The sequence below is a fragment of the Parabacteroides bouchesdurhonensis genome (genome assembly GCF_900186615.1).
Taxonomy (GTDB): Bacteria; Bacteroidota; Bacteroidia; order Bacteroidales; family Tannerellaceae; genus Parabacteroides; species Parabacteroides bouchesdurhonensis.
This window is the reverse complement of the sequence record NZ_LT896588.1, coordinates 2,868,177-2,891,792: the sequence shown is the minus strand read 5'-3', so window position 1 is coordinate 2,891,792 and position 23,616 is coordinate 2,868,177. Positions and strand designations below refer to the sequence as shown.

Annotated in this window: 23 protein-coding genes; 1 reads left to right on the top strand and 22 read right to left on the bottom strand. The window is 39.9% G+C overall.

All coding sequences use genetic code 11. The annotated features are described in order from the left end of the window. Positions 1-9 precede the first annotated feature (9 nt). Positions 10-1,578 (bottom strand): PAS domain-containing sensor histidine kinase, encoded by a 1,569-nt coding sequence (locus tag C1721_RS12520; RefSeq protein WP_102408587.1) that lies wholly within the window; start codon positions 1,576-1,578, stop codon positions 10-12. Between the two features lie 180 nt (positions 1,579-1,758). On the opposite strand from C1721_RS12520, the gene C1721_RS12515 reads away from it, so the two are divergent. Beyond that, positions 1,759-3,033, top strand: a complete 1,275-nt coding sequence (locus C1721_RS12515) for a DEAD/DEAH box helicase (RefSeq protein ID WP_102408586.1) — start codon at positions 1,759-1,761, stop codon at positions 3,031-3,033. A 4-nt stretch (positions 3,034-3,037) separates the two neighbouring features. Here C1721_RS12515 and C1721_RS12510 read toward each other — a convergent pair whose 3' ends face one another. The 21 genes from C1721_RS12510 to C1721_RS12410 all read right to left on the bottom strand — a co-directional run bounded on the left by C1721_RS12510 (position 3,038) and on the right by C1721_RS12410 (position 23,457). Next, a complete protein-coding gene (locus tag C1721_RS12510) occupies positions 3,038-3,787 on the bottom strand; it encodes a tyrosine-protein phosphatase (protein ID WP_199830408.1) in 750 nt (249 codons plus the stop codon). Between the two features lie 15 nt (positions 3,788-3,802). Then, positions 3,803-4,462 carry a sulfotransferase family 2 domain-containing protein gene (locus tag C1721_RS12505; RefSeq protein WP_234347449.1) on the bottom strand — a complete coding sequence of 220 codons (660 nt, stop codon included), beginning with the start codon at positions 4,460-4,462 and terminating at the stop codon, positions 3,803-3,805. Positions 4,463-4,564: 102 nt separating this feature from the next. Further along, a complete protein-coding gene (locus C1721_RS12500; protein ID WP_102408584.1) occupies positions 4,565-5,821 on the bottom strand; it encodes a peptidase associated/transthyretin-like domain-containing protein in 1,257 nt (418 codons plus the stop codon). Positions 5,822-5,832: 11 nt separating this feature from the next. Then, the gene (locus tag C1721_RS12495; RefSeq protein WP_102408583.1) at positions 5,833-6,762 is read right to left on the bottom strand and encodes a hypothetical protein; all 930 of its coding nucleotides are present in this window, start codon (positions 6,760-6,762) and stop codon (positions 5,833-5,835) included. After that, entirely contained in the window at positions 6,759-7,985 is a 1,227-nt protein-coding gene (locus C1721_RS12490) for a YjbH domain-containing protein (RefSeq protein WP_159063583.1), read from the bottom strand. Before C1721_RS12490 ends, C1721_RS12495 begins: the two co-directional genes overlap by 4 nt. A 10-nt stretch (positions 7,986-7,995) precedes the next feature. After that, positions 7,996-8,748 carry a glycosyltransferase family 2 protein gene (locus tag C1721_RS12485; RefSeq protein ID WP_102408581.1) on the bottom strand — a complete coding sequence of 251 codons (753 nt, stop codon included), beginning with the start codon at positions 8,746-8,748 and terminating at the stop codon, positions 7,996-7,998. 3 nt (positions 8,749-8,751) lie between these two features. Next, entirely contained in the window at positions 8,752-9,474 is a 723-nt protein-coding gene (locus tag C1721_RS12480) for a YjbH domain-containing protein (protein WP_102408580.1), read from the bottom strand. Beyond that, positions 9,471-10,250 carry a glycosyltransferase family 25 protein gene (locus C1721_RS12475; RefSeq protein ID WP_102408579.1) on the bottom strand — a complete coding sequence of 260 codons (780 nt, stop codon included), beginning with the start codon at positions 10,248-10,250 and terminating at the stop codon, positions 9,471-9,473. The genes C1721_RS12480 and C1721_RS12475 overlap by 4 nt, the downstream gene beginning before the upstream one ends. A gap of 18 nt (positions 10,251-10,268) precedes the next feature. After that, positions 10,269-10,949 (bottom strand): hypothetical protein, encoded by a 681-nt coding sequence (locus C1721_RS12470; protein WP_159063582.1) that lies wholly within the window; start codon positions 10,947-10,949, stop codon positions 10,269-10,271. A gap of 12 nt (positions 10,950-10,961) precedes the next feature. After that, complete coding sequence (locus tag C1721_RS12465; protein ID WP_102408577.1) at positions 10,962-13,283, bottom strand: GumC family protein; 2,322 nt, start codon at positions 13,281-13,283, stop codon at positions 10,962-10,964. Between the two features lie 7 nt (positions 13,284-13,290). Next, the gene (locus C1721_RS12460; RefSeq protein WP_234347446.1) at positions 13,291-14,082 is read right to left on the bottom strand and encodes a polysaccharide biosynthesis/export family protein; all 792 of its coding nucleotides are present in this window, start codon (positions 14,080-14,082) and stop codon (positions 13,291-13,293) included. After that, positions 14,079-14,375, bottom strand: coding sequence for an HU family DNA-binding protein (locus C1721_RS12455; protein WP_102408576.1), 297 nt, complete (start codon positions 14,373-14,375; stop codon positions 14,079-14,081). Before C1721_RS12455 ends, C1721_RS12460 begins: the two co-directional genes overlap by 4 nt. 45 nt (positions 14,376-14,420) lie before the next feature. Next, complete coding sequence (locus C1721_RS12450) at positions 14,421-14,975, bottom strand: acyltransferase (protein ID WP_102408575.1); 555 nt, start codon at positions 14,973-14,975, stop codon at positions 14,421-14,423. After that, positions 14,972-16,129: a glycosyltransferase family 4 protein gene (locus C1721_RS12445; RefSeq protein ID WP_102408574.1), complete on the bottom strand. Its 1,158-nt coding sequence runs from the start codon at positions 16,127-16,129 to the stop codon at positions 14,972-14,974. The genes C1721_RS12450 and C1721_RS12445 overlap by 4 nt, the downstream gene beginning before the upstream one ends. Then, entirely contained in the window at positions 16,126-17,115 is a 990-nt protein-coding gene (locus C1721_RS12440) for a glycosyltransferase (RefSeq protein WP_102408573.1), read from the bottom strand. Before C1721_RS12440 ends, C1721_RS12445 begins: the two co-directional genes overlap by 4 nt. Positions 17,116-17,207: 92 nt before the next feature. Beyond that, positions 17,208-18,182, bottom strand: coding sequence for a glycosyltransferase family 2 protein (locus C1721_RS12435; RefSeq protein WP_159063581.1), 975 nt, complete (start codon positions 18,180-18,182; stop codon positions 17,208-17,210). 19 nt (positions 18,183-18,201) lie between these two features. Then, positions 18,202-19,335 carry a glycosyltransferase gene (locus tag C1721_RS12430; RefSeq protein WP_102408571.1) on the bottom strand — a complete coding sequence of 378 codons (1,134 nt, stop codon included), beginning with the start codon at positions 19,333-19,335 and terminating at the stop codon, positions 18,202-18,204. After that, positions 19,332-20,360, bottom strand: coding sequence for a glycosyltransferase family 2 protein (locus C1721_RS12425; protein WP_102408570.1), 1,029 nt, complete (start codon positions 20,358-20,360; stop codon positions 19,332-19,334). Before C1721_RS12425 ends, C1721_RS12430 begins: the two co-directional genes overlap by 4 nt. Positions 20,361-20,368: 8 nt before the next feature. Beyond that, the gene (locus C1721_RS12420) at positions 20,369-21,445 is read right to left on the bottom strand and encodes a hypothetical protein (protein WP_102408569.1); all 1,077 of its coding nucleotides are present in this window, start codon (positions 21,443-21,445) and stop codon (positions 20,369-20,371) included. A gap of 36 nt (positions 21,446-21,481) precedes the next feature. Next, positions 21,482-22,225, bottom strand: a complete 744-nt coding sequence (locus C1721_RS12415; protein WP_102408568.1) for a sulfotransferase family 2 domain-containing protein — start codon at positions 22,223-22,225, stop codon at positions 21,482-21,484. An 11-nt stretch (positions 22,226-22,236) separates the two neighbouring features. Beyond that, entirely contained in the window at positions 22,237-23,457 is a 1,221-nt protein-coding gene (locus C1721_RS12410; protein ID WP_102408567.1) for a DNA primase, read from the bottom strand. Positions 23,458-23,616 lie beyond the last annotated feature (159 nt).

Below are 23,616 nucleotides of genomic sequence, written 5' to 3'. Positions count from 1 at the left end.
TGGCTTCCGTTAGATGCTCCTTCTATGGCAAGGAAGTACAAATGAGAAACGAGAGCCTTTACCCAGTTCGGACTCGACCCGGATAGAACCACCCATTCGGGTAACCAAACCTTTACTGATAGCCAGCCCTAAACCGATACCTTCTACGTAATCATTCAGTTTGACAAAACGTTCAAACAGAGTATCTATCTCGTCTTTAGCTATACCGATACCGGTATCCGTTACATAAAATTCATACATATCTTCCGGCAACCGGTGGTATCCAAGAGTAATGCTGCCTTGTTTTGTGTTCTTAATTGCGTTATTCACCAAATTATTAACTACTTGTAATAAGCGAATCTGGTCTGTCACAAATTCACAATCCGCAGCCTCTTTCTCCAGAATCATTTCAACACCCTCCTGAACACGCAGCTTTGCAGAAGCATAAACCATATCCATAAAGTCATTAATATGAATGGGAGCATAACTTATCTTGATAGCACCCGCCTCTATCTTAGAGAGGTCAAGGATATCGTTGATAAGCTGCATCAGCAACTGGTTGTTGGTTTTAATAATTTCATAGTACGACATACGTTCCTCATCCGTATCGGCAAAAGCCATCAGCTCTGCAAACCCGGTAATCGCATTCAACGGAGTACGTATTTCATGACTCATATCGGCAAGATATTTCGACTTCATTTTATCGGCATCTTCCGCTCTTTTACGGGCTACTTCCATGTCCAATTCCTGATCTTTCTGGCTTTGAATATCCGTAGAACAACCGATAATGATAGTAGGACGTCCCCTTTCATCACGTTCGTAAACATACGCCGTAGTATCGCGCCAGGTATAATCACTATTATTCGATAACTTGATGCGAGACTCTATTTTCATGTCTTGGCATTTACCGGCACAGAGATCATAAAAGGCTTTAACATAAGCCTCATAATCATCCGGATGTACTCTTCCCGCAAAAGCTTTCCACGGCACATCTATAGTACTTTCATCCTTTGTACTCCAATCATTTATAGTAACAATAGAATCTTCATAATTCGATGTGCTATCCGGATTAACAAAAATGGAACTGGTACGTATATCTCCGGTACGCAAAGCCATTTTTGTCAAAATGCGCGTCCTTTTTAAAGTCTTTTCTATTTCCTGTTTGGCTGTTATATCCCTCCATAAAGTGAGTAACAGAGGTTTTCCGTCTTTTAATGAGATAGGTATTTTAGTAACTTCAATAACTTTAAATTCACCCGAAGGTGTTTTCACTCTGCCTTGAAACTCTTTAACCTTACCGGTCTTCATAGTCATACGATCTATTTCAAAACGTTCTTCTATAGATAATATGCCACCAAAATCCATTTTAGAACCGTTGTCTCCTTTAATGTCAGACGCATCAATTCCGGTAATTTCTTCCATAAAATGATTCCAATACAAATAATTGAATTGGTCTTCTGCATCCTTTACAAAAACACCTAACGGGAGCTTATCTAAAATTGTATTTATAAGTTCATGAAGTTCCAGACTAACCTTTGCTTTTTCTTCTAATCTCGTTAGAAGATCTTTAATATCTTCATCTTTATTTATATTATCCATTTTTTATAAAGACATGATTGTTGGGCATAAAGATATGTCATTTGTTTAAAAAAACAACCAAAACCACAAGAAAATCAACAAATATTCCTATAAAATAAACTATTTGAAAGAACTATATACACCTGGCTTTAAAATATTGCCAAATATTATATATCTTTACGGAGAATTTAATGATGCAAGATGAGATTTGATGAATTGAACTTGGAAGAAGCCGTACTAGATGGGCTGGATGCCATGAATTTCGCAGAAACAACCCCGGTACAAGAGCTTACTATTCCGGTTATTTTAGAAGGGAAGGATATTATTGCCTGTGCCCAAACAGGAACAGGTAAAACGGCTGCTTATGTGTTGCCGGTAATTAACGAGCTTAGCAAAGGAACACATCCGGCTAACGCTATCAACGCAATAATTATGGCTCCCACCCGCGAGCTTGCCCAGCAAATAGACCAGCAGATCGAAGGATTTACCTATTTTATCCCGGTTTCGGCTGTGGCTGTGTATGGAGGAACTGATGGCATAGCTTGGGAACAACAAAAGCGAGGGATGGAAATGGGAGCCGATATTGTTATAGCAACTCCCGGACGTTTGCTGGCGCATATCAAGCTAGGTTCAGTAGATTTGTCGCAAACCTCTTTCTTTATTCTCGACGAAGCAGACCGTATGCTGGATATGGGATTTTATGACGACATCATGCAGGTACATAAACTGTTGCCTCCTACCTGCCAGGTCATCATGTTCTCGGCTACCATGCCCCCTAAAATCCGGACATTGGCTAAAACGATACTAAAGAATCCGGAAGAAATAAAAATAGCTATCTCCCGCCCTCCCGAAACCATCTTGCAAACAGCTTACGTTTGCTATGAACCGCAGAAAATACGTATCCTCGAAGATTTATTTTTACAAAGCCGTCCGCAACGGGTTATCATTTTCTCTTCGTCAAAGATAAAAGTCAAAGAATTGGCAGCTACCTTAAAGAGGATGAAATTTAACGTTGCGCCCATGCATTCCGATTTGGAACAGTCGCAACGGGAAGAGGTTATGAAAGAATTCAAGAACGGGCACATTGATATTCTGGTTGCAACCGATGTGGTATCACGCGGCATCGACATCAATGATATCCGCCTTGTCATTAACTATGACATACCTCACGATCCGGAAGATTATGTACACCGTATCGGACGTACGGCCCGTGGAACGAATGGAGAAGGTCTGGCCATTACATTCATTTCAACCGACGAACAAGCCCAATTCAAACGTATTGAAGATTTTCTGGAAAAACCGGTATATAAAATACCTGTTGATCCGAAATTCGGAGAAGCTCCTTTATACGAACCTGAAAAGTATAATACCCCCCGACGCGGACGCGGACGTCCACGTAAAGAGGGCAATAACAACAATGGACGCCCCAGGCAAAGCAATGCTCACCACAAAGGACGTCCACGTAAAAACGGATAAACAGTTACTCTATAGAGGATTGTTTCTCCCGGAAAAGCACTTCATTCTTTTCCATCAAGTCTTTTACCAACAAACCGGACTTTCGTTTCAAGAAAAAATTTTCATAGAGTGATGTACTATTCGCCGAATGTATATCACTCCCTACAAAATCATACAAACCGTTGCCCAACAACCGTTCGGCATTCTCTTTTACAGATGCGCCATACAAGCCCTGCAACGAAAACAGATTCAATTGAAAACGACAACCTAATTCCTTTAAATAAATAAAATCGGATTGTGACAAGAACAAATAACGTTCCGGGTGTGCCAGGACAGGTACATAATTATACAACTGAATTTTATAAAGCATCTCCTCCAACCCCATAGGACGTTGCAGGCACGACATCTCCACCAAAGCATGTATCCCGTCATAAGTAAGAAGCCCTTTATCCAGATGAAAATAAAATTCCTCATCCAGCATATATTCGGCAGCTAAACGGATTTCCGGATATTTATCCGGAGTATGCTCCATGTATAGCTCCATAAACGAGCGGAGACGTTCGTTCAGATAAGAAGCATTATTACGGGGATAATCCGCCATCACATGCGGAGTAAAAAACAACCGCTCCACTCCCCTCTCTTTCAGGAAAGAGAGCAATTCCAATGCTTCCTTCACAGATGACACCCCATCATCCACACAAGGAAGAATATGGGTATGAACATCCGCAAAAGAAAAAGGTAAGGCAATTTTATTCTTTGTGAAAAAATTCAGCATACGCGTATTCTGTTTTTATACTTTTTGTTTCAGGTATTCTTTTAACTTACGACATTCATCCTTATATCCGAATGCAGTAAAGTCCTTCTTATATTTCTTATACACCAGTTCCGCCGTCTCTAAAGTGTAATAATCCATCCAGTTTTTACCTAAAAGCGAAGCCACCTTGTTTCTATGTGGTAAAGGATTTAACCCGAATCGGATTCGTATCGGTTCATAATCATTTTTTAGATTTTCAAACTTTCCCACATAATCAACCAAGCATTTCCCCCATTTATTATGAGTCAAGCGATATTGACTTGCAAAATGAGGATCAGCTTCATAATATGATATTTTTATAATTCGCTTTATAAAATCATCAAAATTTGTTATTCCCTGCATATCTATATGATAGTACTGTGGGAAGTGGTCTTTATTTTTCACAATCTTATCCTCATAGCAAGAGACCAAACGTACATAGGGGTTTCTCACAAAAGTAAATTTATAGTAAGACCGCATTTCCGGAGATAAACTCTTAGTTTCATAATTATTATTTTGAACATACCTATGAATATATTCAAAATCCCCGAACATAGAAACCTTTATGGAAGAACAAGCAACTTTAGGATTATTCAAATAAACAAGACGTACGTCTTGTTTACAGATAAATTCTCGAGAAAATTTATCTGTAAACATGGAAATAAAAGACTTCCATGTTCGCAGTATCCAATGATATATAGTCCGTAACAACCGATATAAAAGCCAATTTTTATAATTCATTCCGTTTATAATTAAAACTTACTGTCCCTGTCCTCCCGAATGCTGATAGCAGCTCTTATTCGTATACCTTTCATCCATTCCTGTGTATTTTTTAATCATAACAGCAATTGTATACGAAGTATCCAGATAGGCAATATCAAACGAATAAGTCAATATACATTCCTTCGCATAATTCTCATAGTGCATAACCGAATTACCACTAACCGCAGCAGCAGACAATGTTACCGGCAATTCATAATAACCGTCAGTGCTACCCTCCAGCGAAATGATCTGTTCCGTTATCTGGGCACATAAGGCGTCTTCATCCGATTGGGAAATCCCCGAAAAAGTAGAGCGGACTTCCTTGTGAAGATCTGTAACAAAATCCCAACCGCAAAGCTGGTTAACTTTAATTTCAATATTCTCACGAGCCGCCATATTTCCGCAATTATCCACGTCCAGACTACCGTTTAAATGGTCCGAAACCGTTTCTTGTCCACCCGAAACCGTATAAGGAATGCGCATCGAATAAGAAGAAAGCGCAGTAATACTAGCAGTATAAGCATTACGGGACTTATCCAATATTACATCATTTGTCTTCTCCCATTCGTTATCGGCATTACGCTGATATAAATCAACCGAAGCAAACGATATGGCATCCGATGTCTGTTTATTCACTCGCAGGGTACTTTCCTTTGTCAATTCCGTTCCTGTCGGAGAGATTTCTACAGTAGTATATCCTACTCCGTAAAGTTCGGATTTCAAAGAATTGCCCGGAGAATAATTAGCAGGAAGCTCTTTATAAACCGTTAAAGCCACATCCGTCTTTTCCGCAAAAGAACGCATCACACTTAAAACCGCACGCCCTGTAGGATCCGCTATTTCTATTTCGCTATCCGGAGTAACAGTTATAGCAGCGCTGGAAAGTGTCATGTCCGGCGAAACAACAATACTGCTCCTGTTAGGCGTATTATCATTAAATAAAACGGTAGTAACAATATCTACATAACCGTCTTTATGAAAACGCAGAACATAATTGCCTTTTTTAGATAAAAACAATTGATACGTTCCGTCTGCCGAGGTCATTGTTTCCGGTGAGTCATTATCAATTTTGACACTTACCCCGGATAATGAAGATTGTCCGGAAGTTACACGACCTGAAACAAAATAGATCTCATCATTAAAAGAGTCGTCTACTTGTTCGGGAGACGGCTCGTTGGACGTGCAGGAAATGAATCCTGAAGAAGTAACGCCGACTAACAGTATTACTATCAGAAAGAACAAAGTTTTTTTCATAACTGTAATTATTAATGATTATTCAGTATTTCAAACAACGAAGACCCCAACAACAACATTAGTTTTTGTTGTCCTCGTTCATTTATATGAATATTATCCCGGTAATCCGATAAAGACAATTTACCTAAATCGGTCAACACCGGCACTTGATTTTCCGTATAGAAATCTAATATTGCCATTCCTTCCTCACCATAATGACCTTGTTGCTGTTCACCGGTCTCAGCATGAAGCAACACAAAGAATGGGATATGATTATCACGAAAATAACTGGCCAATGCCGGGAATCCCGGGTTAAAGGATTTTCCGGGTTTCCGGATGATTTGAACAGAATCAACAGCCGGTGACGAACCTGATATATGAAGTAAGTTGCACAAACGAGGATACAGATAACGGTCCAGCAACTCCCATACGGCAAACGTATATTGATGGGAAGGATAGCTGACATCTTTATCTATAACCGGAGTAAAATCCATTGTATCATGCACATCATGCGAACTGCAAACAAGAAAAGCCGCCTGAGCATTAAATGTCCCATACCGTTTAAGGTAAGCCATACAATTATCCGGTCCCCAGCTACCCGCAGAAATATTCAAAACCTGTACCCTACGACTTGGGTAAGATAGCTCTTCCCCGAGGAGAGTTGTTGCCAAACTATCCTGATCGGTCAACGTTCCACCATTGATAACAGAATCACCCAACCCCAATATTATAATAGCCGTCGAATCGACCTCTCCGTTTCTCTGGGAATATGAATTATACACGATATGCCGTCCAAAACGACAACGGTTCTGGCAAGGCTGGGCAATATACTCAAAGTCCGCATCCGGTTGCATCAAGACGGCATCGCAAAAGCCCCAAATAGATCGAAGGCATAATTCCATACCTAAGAACAATACAACAAATACGGCAACAAGGCTAAACCATATTTTATTTCTCTTCATCTTTGAAAATGTATTAAATTATACTTTATATAATCCGGATTATAAAAACGGCTGCTATGGTTTTCATCCGGTCTTACTTCATAAACCTGCCCTAAACGACGCTCCTGATACTCCGGCGATGCCTGAGCCTGATATTCCCAATCGAAATGCTCAGGCAACATAAACCGCACCGGAAAATGCTTGGGACGTTTCCGTTTCCGACCGGGAAGCGGAATAGCAAAATGGAAACCGCCATTTGCCAGATCGCCCACATACATGGCAAAAACGCCTACCGAGACTTCTCCGAAATGACGTGTACAATCCAAACGGACGCCCTTATCGCCATATATGTATTGACCGGCTTGCAAATCAAACTCCATATTATAAGAAGGCTCGTAATAAGAAACCATACCGGAATAATTCATGCGATCCCAATTAGAGACCTGCCAGCGATGATCGTAAAAAGTAGATGAACCGGTAACACCGGCGTTCACCCCAATACTGAAACGTCCGTTATTCGTACGATAGCGCAATGACGCATCCACCCCCATCCTGTTTGCATTAAAGTTTCCTGCACTAAGCGATCCGAAAACATTATCATGTAAACGAAACGACTGCGACAAAGCCAATATGCCCGGACGGATATAATCAACCTGACCTTTTAGATTATTATACAAAGGAAAAATAACCTGACCTGTGAATTTAGCGCCCGGCCATAACTGCATTTCCACTGCCGGAGCCAAGTCCAAAGCTACAACATACAGCACATCCAAACGATAATTAGCCAAAAGCAACTGAGGATAAAAAACCAAATCGATCTTTCCGGCCGAATGGTTATAAGTTTTGCCTTTTTTCCCGCCTTGCCTGTAATTATCCGTATCGTACGCAATAGTCATCCCCTTAAAAACATCCTGGATAGAAATCAGACCGTTTCGGCAAGCTGATACCAATTTATAAGGAACTACTGCTTTTATCTGAGGAATATTATTCTCTAGTAAAATAAAAGCAACATCCCGTTCTATGGAACGGTCGTCCAACAACAGTTGGACCGCATCCCCTAATCCTTGATAAGTATTCCGGTGGACACGATCCTCGAAAGCAAACCAATCATATATCTTTGCATTACCCGAAGACAAATTTTCAAACCCCAGAGAACGTAGCTCTTTTAATAAAGAAGAAGGTTGAGACCTTACGTATGCAACAAATAAAAAACAACAAACAACAATAATTCTGAATTTACCCATAAAGCATTCTTCAATAAGCACAAATAAATTCCGTTAGTTTATACAAATAGCGCAAAGACAGTAAAAAAGGATTGGTATACACCTTATTCTCCCTACAGGCACGCCGATGCTCCTCCATGATACATTTATAACACTGAAAACCGTTTGTGCTAACTCCTCCCGTACGCATTGTAACAAAGTCAAACGGCAAATAGCGGACATTAATGCGTTGTATATAAATAAAACGTAGTAATAATTCAAAATCGGCGCAAATGCGATAACTCATATTATAAAGTCCTAAACGTTCATACCAAACTCTCCTTACATAAAAAGACGGATGAGCCGGGATAAATCCCAAATGCATCAACGGACGCCGGAATATACGGGATGAATAGTGCCGGACGCAACGTGACAAATCTTCCGGAGAAACAAAACGCACATCGCCATACACAGCATCCAATGAGGGTTCGGCAAATTCGGAGGCAATACGGCTTACAACATCCTGGGAAGCAAAAAAATCATCCGAATTAAGTATGCCTACAACATCTCCTGTTGCCATCCGTATACCTTTGTTCATAGCATCGTAAATTCCCTTGTCCGGTTCTGATACGATCCATGAAATACGATCCGCATATTCATTTACGATCCGTAAAGTATCATCCGTACTGGCTCCATCTATAATAATATATTCAATGTCCGGATAATCCTGGGATAAAACACTTTCTATCGTATCCCGTACGGTCCGGCCGCTATTATAGGTGGTAGTAATAACCGATATTTTCATCTCCTAATGAAACAATTTAAACTCATATCTGATACCTCCCGAAACAGCCTCTAAGCCATACGTAAACAGGTGCAATCGAACATGATTAAACAAGAAGCAGGCAACGCCGGCATTAACCTTCTCACCGCCATATTCCGCAATCAGTTCCATCTGTGGAAAAAAGCCCGGCACATACCGAATCCCTCCGAATACCCCTTCGTTTATCTTTTGCTTACGAACCGGAATATAGTAACCGGCCGTAAAACCCAAACTATGGCTTCCCATAGGTATATTTTTCGTTACCGCACCATAAACGGAAGCAAAGAAACGGTTGTCCCCTTTATCGGAAAACGGGTTTAACTGATAGGTAGTAAACGCGTCATTAGAACCGAATGCAATAGCCGGAACATACTTTTTTTCCTTCAATACACGTAGTTTCAATGAAACAGAGCGGTCCTGTTGCCATGACTTCCTGTTAACCTCATCTTCTATCCGTTGCAAAGTGCACCGGTAACTCATTTCCACAAACGGCAAAAATGTCAGGTTTACAAAGTAATTTCCCGTATGATTCCTAAAATGATCGGGCAACATAGCTTTCGGCAAATAATTTCCTCCTACTGTAAACGTACCGTCTTCATGCATATCAGCCGAAGGGACATTCATCAATCCGCTTCCTCCCAACGAATACTGTGGATAAGAGAAAAAAGGAAAACAAAGTAAACTAAAAAACAGTATTACTTTTTTCATTTATTACTCCATTTATAATAATCTTTATCTATAAGCCATCCCTTCTTTATTGCAATAATGCTATAGATAAATAGAACACACCTTTTTACTTTTTCCCAAAAAGGAAATTCCACATGCAGTCTGACCTTTTTCCTTTCTTCTTTTCCAATAATCCCTTCCATTTTATCTATAGTAGAAAGTCCCACCGCGATATTCGGATAAAAAGCTTTTATCCGAATGCCATGCCGGTTCATATATATAAAATCATCGGCCAGCAAACTGCTCCGTTTATCTTTCAATAAACGTTTTGCTCCTTTACGGCTGATTAAATAAGCACAAGTTTCATAAGCTGCATAAACAGGATAAACCACATATTTTTCGTTTATTTTACGGGGACGGTTATATAACACAAGCATCGGCACAAACAATACGATATCCGTTTTTCCTTCTTCCAGCAATTTCGCACCTTGCTTAATTATAAATTCCGTATCTTCCGGACTGATAAAAGAAACATCATCTTCCAGGATCAGAGCATAAGGCTCATCCGTTGATAATAATGACCGGTAACATTTCCGATGGCTTAATGTACACCCTATTTCACCTTTAACCGGAAAACGTCCATATCTCCGTTTGAATTTCTTAATATCAAATACCCTGCTAATTTCCTCATCACTCATCAGCTTACCGTTTACCGCATCTATAATCTCTGCATCCATAAACGGATATTTTTCAATCTCATGCAATACATGTTTCCTGCGTTCTACGCATTCCTTCAAATTCACAATATACGTTTTCATCACCTGCTTTGAATTGTGTTAATACGGAAAACGATATGTCAGTCCCAACGCTAAACCGGCAGCACCTTCATACGTACGCTCTCCTGTATGATTATTAAAATTATCCTTTATAATAGAACCGTCGCATTCCAGATAAATGCTCCAATAGTCATTTATCCTTACATTCAATTGTCCCCCCAGCACAGCAGCCGGTGAATATTGGGCCGGAGCATGTTTCCGGTCGGGAGTCCAAATCATACCGCCTCCCGCATAAATATAGACGGATACAGGGCGATTGGTCCGTTTATAAGTTCCCCAATTCATAATATTGGTTATCACCTGCAAATACCCATCCATAAAGTAAAATTCGCCTTTATTTCTATCGTCTTCTTCTCTCACCGCCTGATTTTTGAAATACCCGCCATCTATTTGTGCGCGGAATCCCCATACGGAAGACAACCAGCAAGAGACTGTCAACTTACCATACGGCGACAAACGTTTATCCGGACTTGTTCCGGATGATAAGTCATTCTCTCCAAAATAAACATTTGTTCCTCCTGCTAAAGAGACAGTCCAAGATCCTTTATTATCCCGTACATAAGATGTTTGTTTGCGTAACGAAACATATTTATGAATAGATTCTTCCGACTGGGCATGCAATAAACAGACAGGACACAGGAAAAATAAGATAAAAAAGAAAACATTTTTTCCGCTCTTCATATACATATAAAATTATATAAGTTTACGTTTTTTCTTTCCGCCATATTGATAGGCATATCCATAGCCATAATTATAAGGTACGCTTTTAGCCCCTGCGTCATTCAAAATTACCGTCATGTTAGAAAGCTTTTTCTCTTTATATAAAAGTTCCACCTCCGGTAACATGCGCCGGTCCATCAGTCCCTCCCGTATAACATAGACAGTCATATCCACAACCCTATTAATAATCTGGGAATCAGCCATTATGCCACAAGGAACCGTATCTATCAAAATATAATCATATTCTTTCCTCGCATTCCGTACCAACTCATCCAATCCCGGAGTTAAAAGAAGTTCCGCCGGATTCGGAGGAACAGGACCGGAATGAATAACATAAAAATTAGGATATTCTTTCGGCGCATGTACCAGGCTTTTCCAGTCGGCTGCTTTTCCTGACAAATAAGTAGAGATACCCGGATAAATACTGCCATCCTGTTTACGCCCCGAACCTTTCCGAAGATCCATATCCAATAATAAAACGCGTTTGCCCGTCATGGATAACGAAACAGCCAGATTGGAAGAGATAAACGTTTTACCGGAATCCGGATTGGCAGAAGTAAACATGATTACCTGCGCCCCATTTTTCGGTGACAAAACAAAATCTAGATTGGAACGGAGAATCCTGAATGCTTCCGAAACCTCATCCCTTGCATCTTTATCGAGAACAATTACCCCTTTCATTTTCTTTTTACGAGGGACCTCTCCTAAAAATGGAATAGTTAATACGCCTTTAATATCCTTACGGTTGCGAACGCTGACATCCAGCATCGGTTGAATATAAAACCACACACCTGGTATAAGTATCCCTGTTATTACAGCGGCCAGCAACAAAGTCATAAAACTCATGCCCGAAGCCACTCCTGCACTATAAGGCGTATCTATTATGCGTATCTTATCTTCAATCGTTGCCATACTCAAGGCATTCTCTTCCCGTTTATTTAAAAGATACAGATACAGCTCTTCCTTTATCTTCTGTTGGCGCTCTACAGATATGATATACCGCTCTTGCTCCGGAACTGTGCCAATCTGGTGGGCAGTCAATTCTTCCTGACGCTCCATATCCTTCAGCTTGATCTGCAAAGAACGATATATATTATTCAGCGAATAAATCACTGCTTTTTTTAAAGACGCCAGTTTGTTATTTAAGGCCCCTACTGCCGGATTCCGGTCACCCGAAACCTGGGTAAGTTTCTTTTGCAAAAGCATATTTTCATTATATTGACTGATAAGATATTCCACCCCTGTATCCATAATACCGTTATTGGCAGGAAGCAGTTCGAACTGCTTAGTCGGATCATTCAAATATTCCTTGATGAACCGAGCCAGTTCCATTTGGTTGGTCAACCGGATTATCTCCTGACGGCTTACATTATTATTAGTAAGATACATAGAAGCTTCCGACACAAGATTGGTCAAGCCGTTCTCCTTTTTATAATTTTCTATATCACTATCTACCAAGCCTAGTTCTTCATTAATTATTTTTATACGGTCATCTATAAACAATGATGTATTGAACAGTATTTGATTTTTATCCTGTTTAGCATCATCATTATAAGCATCTACCAAAGTTTCTATTATAGCAGCAGCACGATCTTGATTCGTATCCTTATAGGTTATATTCATCAAAGTAGAAACATCCGTTACTTTTTTTACAAATAAAGGACTCGTAAAATTTGAAACAACGGACGGCAATGTCGAACAATTCACATAAATAGTCTTTCCTATATAAGTTGAGTCAAAATCGGGTGTCCGTATTATATTCAATTCTCCAACAGAAGTTTTTAATGGTATTCCGAAGGTTCCCTTCACTAACCGATCCGCTTCTTCCGAAAAATCCCCTATTTGATAATAAGTTTCAGACAAGGGCGTCACAGATAAAAAAACGTTTTTATTAAATAAAGAATCAAATTTTACAGAAATAGGAATATTCGGATATAACACTTTTTTGCGGAATCCGTCTTTTACACTATATTCCGTTTCAAGCCCCAAACGGTTAATCACTTTAGACATTAGAAAACGAGACTTCAGCATAATTTGCTCATTATCCAAATTGCCTTTCGGAAAAAATAACTGTTTTTCAATAAAAGCGGCATCTGTTTTCTCCTCAGTCTTTATCAATATTATTGCTTTCTCTTCATATAGTACCGGTGAAATTTGATTATAAAACCAAGCAACACACATACAGGCAGAAACGGAGATGGCAAACCAATACCACTTTGTTTTTAAAACATCAACAACCACACGGATATTAAAATCCTCGCCCTGCAAATCGCTCACTTTATATTTGCCATTCATATATTTACTATTTAAAAATAAGAAGTCCCATAGTAGTCAAGAAGTTAATCATCGTAATCCATGTACCTATATTTGAGAATTGGTTCTGTGCACTCTGCTCCCCTCTTACCCGGTTAGGTTCCACATAAACCACATCGTTTTGTTTCAAATAGAAGAAGGGAGATTGCATAACGTCCAAAGAACGGAGATCATGATATAAGATAGTACGCGTTCCTTTATCTTCACGGATAACCGCTACACGGTCACGACGGCCATACAAATTCAAATCGCCGGCCAGCCCTAACGCGTCGAACAAAGTGACCTGTTCGGTATTGATATTGTATGTACCAGGACGGTTAACCTCTCCCAATACCGTAATACGGAAATTTAGAAAACGCACCATTACGATAGGATCTTTTATATACCCTTCCCTGGAAAGACGGTCTTGCAAATAGTCGATCAATTCCCTGCATGATAAACCGGCCACTTTTATTTTTCCCAATACAGGATAATTGATAGCCCCCTCTTTATCTACCAAAAAGCCGAGTTGATTATAACTCCAATTATAGTTATTGTTATAATAACTTGAGCTTCCTACATACTGTGGATTAAACGGTTCCGATACATCTTTATCGATACTGCTAACTTTTATATCCAAAATATCATCCTTCTGTATACGCAACTCAAACGTATCGACAATCTCCGTTTTGGAAAGCAAACCGTCTGTCTGCAAATAAGTAATGTCTTTCACCGAACCGCATGAAGCAAGAAAGACAAATAGCAGCATGAAACCGGAAATAGAAACTATTACTTTTTTCATCTTTTATTCTCCTTTTTTTCAGAATTCAACGCCTCCAACAAAATTAACGATGCTTTAAATCTAACATTCATACGTTCCGGAACAGGACAACTCACTCCCGTGCGAGGATTACGTCCCGGACGAGTAGTTTGCAAACGGGGATACAAACGCCCCAGATTAGGGATTTTTACAGAATCGTCCTTTTGTAAATTTTCTATAACGACATCCGAAAGACAATCTAAAAACCGATTACATTCTTTTTGATTTACCCTCATTCTAATGGAGATCTCTTTTACTAAATTTTGCTTGTTCATAGTATTGAATTATTTGTCATTACTTATTTATTTACGATAAATACATTATTTACATATCCGAATTATTTTAGCCGGATTTCCGGCAATTATACAGTCGGCAGGGAACTCTCCGCAAACCACACTTCCGGCGCCAACCACACAACGGTCGCCAAGTACAGTTCCTTTACAAATTGTTACGTTCATGCCGATAAAACAGTCTTTTCCAATGGAAACCGGCTTACGCTTGATCAAAGACCGGTCCGTACCGTGCCGATACTCCGCTTGCAACGGGTGGAAATCCGTATCCATTATAATCGTATTAGCGCCTATCATCGTCCGGTCGCCTACCACTATCTGCCGGTAGGCATAAATGGTCATGCCAGACATTTCCACCCCGTTGCCTATCCGGATCGTACCGCCGTAGCGCGCTACAATGATTGCACGCTGGCGCATACCCGCCAAGTTAGATAAAGGATGGCTGTTAATTATGACCTTATTCCCCCATATAATACGGGAATCTTTATAAGCATAGACAACCGTAAATCCCCGGAAAGAAACCTTATTCCACAAGCGGAATTTCTCTTTCAGATAAAGCAGGTAGAGTAAAACAGTACGGATCATTTTTTATAACGGGCTACAAGTGAATCAAACAAATCCATCCATTGATTCATGATTGGCTCAATATCATATCGCTTTGACATCTCATAAGAAGTTTTAGCCATCCTGTCGCGAACGGCCTTATTTTCTATTAAGTAGCATATATATTTTGCAAGCTTTTCACAATCGCCTGCCTGTACTAAGAAACCGTTTAATCCGTTCTGTATGGCCTCGCTTGGGCCACACGGACAATCAAACGAAACCAATGGCAACCCGCAAGCAGATGCTTCCAGCAATACCATAGGAAGACCCTCATAACGGGAGCTCATCACATACGCATAACTATTCAAATATTCTTTCCGTATATCCCTCGTCGTCCCTTTCAGCAATACATTTTTCTCCAGATTCTTTCGGGCGATAAGCTCTTCCAATTGTTCCCGGCAAGTTCCTTCTCCCCAAATATGCAATACCCAATCAGGATGTTTCCATGCAACCATGCACCAGGTTTCTATCAAACGGTCGAAACCTTTTTGCGGTTCCAAGCGTCCCACCGCTATAAACTTACGCTCCGGTTGTTCCGGCAAACCATCCGCCATCTGTTCTATCGGATTATAGATATAACTAACTTCCGCGAAATCCTTCAGCCAATCCAACCTGTCCGCTTTCGTCAGAACCACCAAATGACTTAATTTCTTAATTCGGCGTACAAGGCTTTGCGTCCGCCAGGCCCCAATCCATTCCCATAGTTTGCCCCTATGGACAGATAAAAGAAACTGCTTCCTGAAATTTTTGGCAAAATGAACTTCCGCCATTTTCACACTGCCGTCTGCCATCGATGCCAGAAAATCTATTTCTTTCCCGCATAACGAAATACAAATATCAGCCGGATACTCTCTTAAATAAGCCTCCAGTTTCTTTTTGTATAGCTTTAATTTCTTATAATGCAGATAGGTTTTTGCAAGCAGGTTCCTGTTATAATGAGATTTAAAATCGACATCCAGGTCCACCCTTTTAACAGATTCATCCAAAGGAAAATAAACAGGCTTCCCGTCCTGTTCTACCGTAACGATCGTAATAGCATACTTACCCGTTGCCGCCAGGTAATTCACTTTACGGGTCAATACGCGTTCCATCCCGCCCGCACCATACAAGCTGGGAATACAATAAACTATATTCATTGATTTGTTTTATGTTGGAAAATAAAATCTTTCAGTTGTTTCAAGAAAATAAAACCGCTTACCGAAAACAAATTGTAAGCCAGCACCTGAAGCTTTTGCCGGAATGTCCCATTCACCGGTAATATAGAAAAAGGAGAGGCATTCAACTGTTCAACCATCTTTTTCCGGTCTTGCTTTGGCAAAGAAGCCGTACTATAAGCAATCATACAAACGCCGCGGGAAATAACAGAATGTACGGTTTTCTGTATATCGCTATCTCCAAATTCGGCATAAACATGGGTTAATACACATAAAAAATCTTCCAGTTTTTTTCTATTCAAACAAGCAACAGCGGAATGCGAACTCATACGGTAAGCATACAAATTTGTACTCAGATACATACAAGATTTTGCAGGCAGACACATTTGCAGCAAGAAATAAAGGTCTTCACACATACTGATACCCACTAGAAACTTCAAGTCGTTATCTACAAGAAAACTTTTTTTGATAATATACAACCAAACAAAAAATTCTTCCCGAAAAACAAAACGGCAGAAATCCTTACCATCCAAAACTTTATTGCTACAAGATTCCCGATATTTTCGTTTATCTAAAAAAGGCAGAGACTTACCATTCTCATCAACAACCGTATATTCTCCCCGTATAAAATCCAAATCATACATTTCAATCTTATTCAAATACTGTCCGATTGATAAAGGCAAAAGATAATCATCCGCATCTACAAACATAACATACCTGCCTCTTGCTCTTTTCAACCCTGTATTACGAGCCACAGATACCCCTTGATTCTCCTGATTTATAATAACCAGATTACTCCAGCCTACCGCAAACTCCCCTATAACAGCCAAACTCCCGTCCGTAGAACCGTCATTCACCACAATCACCTCAAAATCATCCGGATGCAGATTCTGGTCATACAGGCTTTGCAGACATTGAAGAACATAACGTCCTGCATTATACGCAGGTACAATAAACGATATCTTCATGACTCAACCGATAAATATGATATTTATTTTTTCATAAAGGACCGAAAACCATCCGTACAGCGCTTTCTTTTTATTTATCACCGTTTACTCTCTTATTTACGCATCATGTATTTTAATTCAGAAAGAAGCCAATACAAAAACGGATGATTGATCAGAAAGCGCTTCCATGCCGGAAAATCGAATCCGGCTCCTTCCATCGGTCTTTTTTTGCGTGATTTCGCTATATTCTTTATATATCTGTAACGGGATATGGCAGATAGTTCTTTATGTTTGTAAAGTACAGCATATAACCCCAACCATATAACCCCATAATAAGCGCCATTCAGATATTCAGACAATCCGGTCTTCATGTTTTTAACGCAGAAAAAACGATATATAGCTTCCCAACGCAGCAAATGAGATTCAAAAGATTGTTTTTCGGGGTGCATAACTGATGAATCCGAAGTTTGTATTACATTATAAAGACGCTCCGGTATTACGTGAATTTCACTAATATATTGAAGATAGGTAAAATTAAAAATAACATCCTCTCCATACGAAACATCCGTATGAAAACGGATATGATTATTTTCCAGAATCGAACGATCGTATATCTTAGCTACCGGACCGTATAATAATCCGGTTTCAGCAAGTTCTGCAAAAGCACGTTCATTTCCGTCTCTTAACTTCAACTTCTGTTCAGAAGAAAAAAAAGAATAAAGACTTTTCTGGTCCAACGATAAACAAGCAACAGGCATGATATTCCCCGTAACATTTTGCATAAGTTTTTCCAAAAAATCAAGTTCTATATAATCATCGCTGTCCACAAAAGCAACATATTGTCCCTTTGCCAGATCCAACGCCTTGTTACGCGCAGCCGATACACCTTTATTTTCTTGACGGTATACTATAAAACGGTCATCTTTGCCGGCATATTCAGTACAGATATTCCATGTATTATCCGTCGAACCGTCATCCACAATAACACATTCCCAATCAAGGCATGTTTGATTCAATATCGAATCAAGACATTTTCGGATACAATGAGCTCTATTATATACAGGAACGATAAACGAAACAGTATTCATATTACACATGCGTTTATTTCTAATCTACAAATATAAACTCAGGTTTAGACGTATTACCGATTGCCCAGTCATACATTTGTTTCATTTGAATAGAAATTGTTTCCATTGAATATTTTTGCAGCATTAACTCCCTTCCCCGGTTACCCATTTCGTAACGGGTATCCTCATTCAATGATAAAGCTTCATGAAGCGTATTTACCAAAGTATCCGCATCATTATCCACCCACCAGCCGCAGTTATAGGTATTAAGTTCTTCCCAGGGAGTACCGGTGGAGGCTATTACCGGAACATTTTGCAATAAAGCCTCCGGTATGATCATACCAAAATTCTCAAAATCACTAGGAACAACCAGACACGACAAAGAAGCCAGCAATTGCTGTTTCTTCTCCCCTTTCACAAACCCTGTAAAGAACGCATTCCGAAGTTCCAGTTTACGTACTTTTTCATGCAGCAGCTCTAAATAAGCCGCATCTCCGTCGCCCATAATCAGAAGCACTCCGTCTTCTATCTCTAAACGAGCCCATACATCAATCAAGCGATGTATATTTTTACGAGGATGGATACGTCCCAAATACCCAACCCGCTTTATATTATCGGTACGCGAATACAAAGGATATTCATTGCAATCTATCGGATTAGGCACAACGGCTACCGGATTCGTAAAGCCCAAAGCGCGGTAATAACGATATTCTTCCATACACGTAGCATGAATACAGGCTGCCTGCTGCAACTGACGCCTCTGAAACAACGACAGCGCAATCTTCTTCTTTAGCGACGAAAGAACCAAAGCCTGAGGGTATAATTGCCCGTGTAACGTAATAATATACGGAGTATTCTTTCTTTGCGCTACCCGGGCTGTTTCATAGATAGGATACTGCCAAAGCCCTTGTATATGATAAATATCCGGCGACGTTTTCTTTAAAGCTTTTTTCATAGGTAAGGACCAGCCGGCAGTTTGTTGCCAAGCCGAGAGAGAAGGAAGGCTAACAATAAAATCCTCACCGGATACAGGTTTATCTCCATCTCCTACGCCATAAGTCAATATACTTGCATCTATATGTATATTCCGAAGCCCTCGTACCACAAGCAATGTAGTCAACGCCGGTCCGCCCCAATTCATCCCCATAGAGGTAATAACATGCTGTATTTTCATAATCCCACATTCATAAACTCAGCACTTAACTTTCCTGTTAATTTATAGCATAAATACGCTATTTCAAAATAGAGAAAAACGGACAACGGCGATTTCAATAATAAGCTATAAAGAAAGTACCCCTTCAGACTATTAAATAAATATTCTTTATTTATTTCACTCATTGCATCAGCTAAATATCTATATCTTTCAGCGAAAGACATTTCACCATGTTTACGAAGGACAGATCTACACATCATCCAAGTCCAAAAGAAATAACGTCCTCCTATAATATTTTTGCTATATTCACCTAATATATTCTTCGTTTTATAAAATCTAACAACAGCCTCAAAGTTTGCATTATGTACCCGCATCGGAGATACTTTGCCTATATAAGATAATGAATTTTCAACTTTAACCACATTATAAAGCAGCTTCTGAACGACAGATATTGTATCTACATACAGTAAATAGGTAAAATTAAAAACGACATCTTCTCCATAATTGATTTCTTTACAGAAACGAAGTCCATTGGCTTCAATTAAATTACGATCATATAATTTACAAACAGGAGCATATAACAACCATGAATCATATAAATCCGTCAGCTTTTGTTCATTGGTTCTATCTACTAAAAAACAATCCGCTATTGGTAGCCTCTCTTGCATTTCTCCATTTAAATGAGAAACCTTCAAGCCACCCATAGATAAACCGTTTGTCGTCATCCTTTCATACAGCGCTCGCAAATAATCAATGTCAATAAAATCATCGCTGTCTACAAATGATATATATTTCCCTGTAGCATGATCCAATCCCCTATTCCGGGCTGCGGATACTCCTCCGTTTTCCTGATGGAAAATTCTAAAACGGCTGTCTTTCTTTGCATATTCTTCAGCAATAGCAGAGCAACCATCTGTTGAACCGTCGTCCACTACCAGACACTCCCAATCGGTAAACGACTGATACAATATGGAATCCAAACATTTACAAAGATATTTTTCCCGGTTATAAACTGATAAAATAATTGACACGTCAACTCTACTCATTCTGTTATTTATTTTATAATTTTATGGATATCCGGTAATTTAAAATAATCATGAAAAAACGAGAAATAGACCTCATACTTTTTTGAAAATGCTCCAATACCGGTATGTTTTAACTTTTGAGACGAAACGCGCTTAAACCATTCATAAGAGACCGGTTTAAGTTTTACATTGTATTTTATAAAGGCTTTTTTGCAGCCGCGCATATGAAACCACATAAATCCGGCATATAACCTCATACCATTTCCTATGTAAAATGCTTCAATAAGTGAATGGCAAAAACTAGATCCACGACCTAAATAATAATAAGTATCAGAAGTTATCTCAAAGAAACAAAGATCTTCTGTTCCGTTATAAAAACTAGCTTTTCCTCCATATCTGTCACCCGTCCCTGCAAATAATTCTTCACCTATCCGATGCAGTTGGATACCACTCAAAAAAGCAATACATTTTTCATTGGTTATTGTCTTTAATACAAACTGCCAATAATAAGTCTCGAAATTACCTATAAGAGACAGGAAATGTATACATACTCTTTTTTTCCATGTGAATAACATGCTAGGGGGTGGCAAGCATTTTCCTGCCAACTTTTCCTGCCAGGATAATTTCATCTTTTTATCCGACCGGTAAGCGTCACACAATTGTTTCATTTCATCCGTAAAATAGATCTGGTCGGCATCTATCTTTACGGCATACCGGTAAGTAGCTTTCGATAATGTATAATTGTAATAGCCACTCAATAAATTCGGCGAATCGTCCGGCAAATTATAGGCATACTCATACTCTTCCGGCGTCAGGTTATGGGCATATACTGTAGGCGCATAATAATAGAGTTTGATCTTGTCAGGATATTCTTGTTGTTTACGCTTCAAAATGTTCGGAGTATCGTCCGAACATTCCTGATAACAGATTATCAGCTCGTCCAACACATCTATCACCGAGTCGATGGAAGCCTCCACATACTCTTCTTCATCTTTTACGCGCATCAAGCCGCTTACCCCTACCGGACGGTCTTTATAGGGTAATGGGATAGGTACATAGAACTCGGAATCCATAGATTCACTCTTATAACTATTACCGGTTAACATAATATATCTTCTTTATGCATTAAACATTTCCTGCTCTTATCTGTATTTGTCAAACAAATTCCAATCCTCAAAATAGAGTTGGCGTATAATCTCTTTTATTTCAATATCCAATTCATAATCTTTCTGAACAGAAAGATTAGTTACAAGGCCTTGTAACTCAAAAGCATTCTCCAATCTTTTCCAATCCTCCGGCAATTCGTAATATAAAACTTCTGTTCTCTCTCCAATAAAATCAGCTTGCGGATTCAACCAGGGCATCCGTCTGTTTCGGATAATCAGATCCTGTTTATAATAGCTCCATGACTGCAAACAAAGACAGAGTTGCTTGAGGTCCATCGTCAGCAATGAATGGATACTTTTCTCATAATTCCAGTTCAACGTATAAAGCAACATCATCTTAATCCATTTACTATACTGTTGTGTTTTTGAAAGGCCTCGAAAGTCAGCACCATAGATATATGAAAATTTCCGATTCATTATTTCACGGCTATATACATTCCACACTTTCATATCGATAGTCTCTTTCAATGATGAAACAAAACGATTATAAGGATTACGAACCATCACATAAATCCGGTAGTCTTTCCAATCCGGAATAAAACGAGGGATTGCTTTATAAGTAATATGGCCTAAGTCTGTATTATATGTCTCTTCATAGACGCCCCACCACTTTGTAGCATCCGTTTCACCATACTGATTAATATAAGTATTTCTTAAAAAAGTTCCCCCTGTTTTTGGGTTATGCAAATAAAGAACTTTACGTTTTTCATCAACAATCATAATTTGCAATATTATTTGTTATATGTTCCTATTACTGTTACCGCCGCATGCTCCAACTTATCCGTTACCTTGCCCAAACGCCGTCTTACTTTCATAATCTCCGATAAAAGGGAGATACGTTCTTCTACGGTAAAGACCAACGGCAGCTGCTTCAACAGCCCGTATTCTCTGACTGCCAGCGAACGTTCATAAGCCTCCAAACGGCTATAACGGGTAACCTGACGGATATAATGGCGGAAATCATTTTCAGGCAACGAAGCCAGCAGAGAATCCGGGTCTTGTTCGGGATGCAGGAATACCTGCCCCACCGTAAAACCATGTTCTTTCAGTTTCAATGCCGTTTTGTCGGAAGCAGAACGGCCTGCCGCATCGCCGTCCAGCATAACAACGGCCTGCTTTGTATATTTTCCGATCAACAGGGCTTGTTCGTCCGTAAATGCCGTACCGCACAACGCAACGGTATTGGTGAAACCGGCAGCGTGCATGGCCAGCACGTCTTTATATCCTTCGGTGATATACGCAAATCCGTGACGGGTAATTGCTTCTTCAGACTGATAAAGCCCGTACAGCGTTTCCCTTTTGTGATATACTGCTGTCTCCGGCGAATTGACATATTTCGCTACCCCGTCTTTTTTGGCATCTCCCTGATAACGGCCGGAGAACGCTACCAGTCCACCCCGTTCGTTATGAACAGGAAAGACCAAACGCCTTTGCAAGAAACGGAAGCTCTGAGGCAAGCTATCGGGAGCCGTACCTATCCCGAAAGAGCGGTATGTATCCGCCAACAGTGGATTAGGGTGTGTATATCCTGCCAGGCAACCTTGTATCATCCGGTTGTCGCGAAGCAAATATTGTATCCGGTCAACACTGGCTACCGGCATGGCAACCGTTTTTTGCACCGAAGCACGGTGTTTCGGAATCCGCAGGGCGGGAGCGTAACAGTCATCCGTCAGTCCGTACCATCCTGCCAGTTTCTTCAATGCTTCCGGGAAACTGCATTTTTCCATCTCTTGCACGAATTTAAAGGCATCCCCGCCCGCGCCGCAAGCAAAGCATTTATAGTAGCCGTCGCGCGTATTAACGTGGAGCGATGGGTGGTGGTCATCGTGGAAGGGACAGAGGCCAGTCAACGTTTTTCCACCGCTACCGGCCTTTGATAATGGCAGATAGCGGGAAATAACGTCTTCTATTTGTATGACATGAAGCAAATATGTTTTTATGTTTTCTCTCATTATTTTTTCAATTGCCAATTTTCTCTGTCATTGCGGACTTGATCCGCCATCTCATCCTGATTGCAGGGTGTTTTTGTTTAGTATGAGGTTGCGGGTCAAGCCCGCAATGACACGCTATTTGAAACTAAAGCCAACCTCCCTGTCTTTGCGGACTTGATC